This window comes from Capnocytophaga periodontitidis, from assembly GCF_016126015.1.
Classification (GTDB): domain Bacteria; phylum Bacteroidota; class Bacteroidia; order Flavobacteriales; family Flavobacteriaceae; genus Capnocytophaga; species Capnocytophaga periodontitidis.
Window position 1 is genome coordinate 1 of sequence record NZ_JAEFDB010000030.1, and the last position, 2,983, is coordinate 2,983.

General features: G+C 37.1%; 1 protein-coding gene and 1 pseudogene. One reads left to right on the plus strand and one right to left on the minus strand.

The window, feature by feature from the left end; translation table 11 throughout:
- The coding region (locus I7X29_RS15120) for a type VI secretion system Vgr family protein (RefSeq protein WP_198475866.1) at window positions 1–1,947 on the minus strand (1,947 nt) is incomplete at its 3' end.
- Between the two features lie 173 nt (window positions 1,948–2,120).
- Here I7X29_RS15120 and I7X29_RS15125 point away from each other — a divergent pair.
- Window positions 2,121–2,966 (plus strand): annotated as a pseudogene (locus I7X29_RS15125) (IS982 family transposase).
- Window positions 2,967–2,983: the final 17 nt, after the last annotated feature.

The following is a 2,983-nucleotide window of genomic DNA, read 5'->3' on the forward strand; positions in this document are numbered from 1 at the left end:
CCAATCAAACCCAAATTCACCTCTCCAGTCTTCTAAAGGTCTAAAATATACTACGGCTAAGCCTATTTCCTCTAAAGGTGCTTGCGCTATCCCTTGCCCATTATTGCTGTACTCATTCCCTTGTTTGCCTTGCAACTGTGCCACCCCCAAGCTATTGACCACCACCTCCTTCTTTGAGTCGAGCACCGCACGCTCTTTGCCCGAGAGTTTTGCTTCTTTAGCTTCAATATCAAGGGTATTGGTACTCTTGATAAGGGCAGTGTTGCTAAATACTTGCATAAAACCACTCACCTTCTGTTTCATCCAAGCGGTAAATATATACAACTGACTAAGTACGTTCAGCACATAGTTATTTGTGGTAATGTGCAGTTTATCAGTGGCTCTAATGAGCATCTGCTGGGTATTGATTTCAAAAATAGAACTACTGAGAGTTATCTTTTGATTGCCATCAAAAATGAGGCTGTTGCCTACTGCATCTTCAATTTTTATACTTCCATCTTCATCGTTAAGTACAATTTTTGTACCACTCTCAGTATGTATAGCCTTGGTCGTTGGTTTATACCCACTCTTTGCCGCGCCATTATAATGCGCCCCCAGCACAAAAGGTCGTTCGGCATTGCCGTTCTCAAAGTCTACCATTACCTCTTCGCCTACCTCTGGGATAAAGTAAAAACCTTTGCTGCTGCCTGCGTAGGGTTGTATCATTCTGATCCACGGGCTGAGTTGTTCGCCTTTCTGCCAAAAGAATTGTACCCGTACACGTCCCATTCCTTGAGGATCGTTGTTATCTTTAACAATGGCAGGCTGTTGCTCTGCTCTGGGGAAAGCCTCGGCATTGTAATCCGCAGGCGTGCGCATCATCGGGATAGCCTCAAAACTATTTTCGTAGTTCATCCCGCTGTGGTAGTGTGATATTTTGATGACACGGTAAGTCTCCATTGCGCGGGCATTGATGTCGGTAAGACAAGCAAAGGTGTTCATCCTTAGGCGTGGGTCACGACTGCGCCCTGTTACTTTAAGCGATAGCTCTCTTAAATCTCTTTCCTGACGCACTACTTCTTCTAAATCTATGTACGATTGTTCTAATGATGTAGCTGAATGGTACTTTTGAGGTGTTTTTTTTAAGAGTTTTTTTGAGGCATTTTTGGCATCCGTCTGTATAGGATTGTTTTTGTATTCACAAGCGGCATCTTTCGCTTCCATCTTATAAACTTCAGACCTATGGAAATCGTAAGCGATATATTCAAACTCCTGTGGCTTCATCTCTAAGGTAAAGTCCTCATCAATAAGATTTAAGTTCTCCCCCAAGTCAATCGTCTCTTGAAGTTTATTGCCAAAGATAAGTTTACTACCATCATAATAAAAGTATTCACCATACAAATTAGCTAAGCGGCATATAAAATCGTAATCAGATTCGTTGTATTGCACCGTATAAGGCACTACTCTTGTAGTGTTTACCCCTGCTGAGCTATCAACCTGAGCAGAATTATCATAACCTTTACTTACTAAGGTAATAATTTCTTTAAGAGTCTTATTCTCATAAGAATGGCAAGCTTTTCCTTGGTCTAACAAAATACTCGGTGCATTGCCTGAAATGTAGAGCGTACCATAACCACCGCCTGTTTGTCGTTTGCAATAAATTCTGGTGATAATCCCTGAAAAGTGCTGTACTACTTTGCCGTATTGGTAGAACTTAATAGTAAGAGGCTCACCGAGCAGGTCTCGAGAGTGCTCCATAATGTACTCATGGAACTTGTCAAATGAGTCTTCGGGAGTTTCAATGGTGAAAGTATCGTGCAGGCAGTTGTATTGATGTAGCTCAACCTTATAGCTTTCTCTGGCTAAAAAGTCCTTACCATTAGAACTGAGCAGACAATAAACCACAGGATTAGTTTTGTCTTCTAAAAACTCCTTAAAGGTTTTGATTTTCATGTCTTTCAATTCCATACGCAATTGTGTTATTACTATTAATTGAGACCAAAGTAACGAAAAATAATGCAATTAAACAAATTATTTTGAAGAAAAATAAGAAATGTTTTTGAAAGTGTAAGTAAAATAAGGCAATTCGTGATGAGTAGAAGATTAGCAAGATACACTTATTTGACAAGAATTTTGAAAAAATAGTCTCTGACCATAGTCTTGTGCAAAATACTGACTTAAAACAGAGAAATCGTAAATCAACTTTATCTGATAGTGAGGTTATAACTATTCTAATTCTCTTTCATTCAGGTCATTATAGAGATTTAAAACATTACTATATCAATCACATAAAGAAGCATATGAAAGGTGAATTCCCACAAACTGTATCCTACAATCGATTCGTTGAATTGCAAAAGAAAGTAGTTGTAAAATTAGCTATATTCTTGAAAATGTTTTGTTTATGAAAATGTACTGGCATTTCGTATATTGATTCTACCCCCATAAGAGTTTGTCATATCAAACGTGAAAAACAACATAAAGTATTCAAAGAATTTGCTCAAAAAGGACAATGTTCTTTAGGCTGGTTCTATGGATTTAAGTTACATCTAATCATTGATGATAAAGGTGAAATACTTGATTTTATAATAACACCAGGCAACATAGATGATCGTAAACCTCTGTCTGATATGAATTTACATAAGAGAATCTTTGGAAAACTCTTTGGAGATAAGGGGTATATCAGCAAAGATTTATTTGAACAATTATTTATTGATGGGGTACATTTAATCACTAAGATTAAAAAGAATATGAAAAATAGCTTGATGCTCTTACAAGACAAAATAGCACTTAGAAAACGTGCTTTGATAGAAACAGTAAATGACGAATTAAAAAACATTTGTCAAGTAGAGCATACAAGACATCGTTCTTTTGATAATTTTATAACTGACTTATTATCAGTACTTATAGCTTATTCTTTCTTTGATAAAAAGCCTTCTATTAATTTGCAAGAAGACATTGTTGATCTAAAAAGACTCGTTGCTGCTTAAATCGAACTCACGTTAAT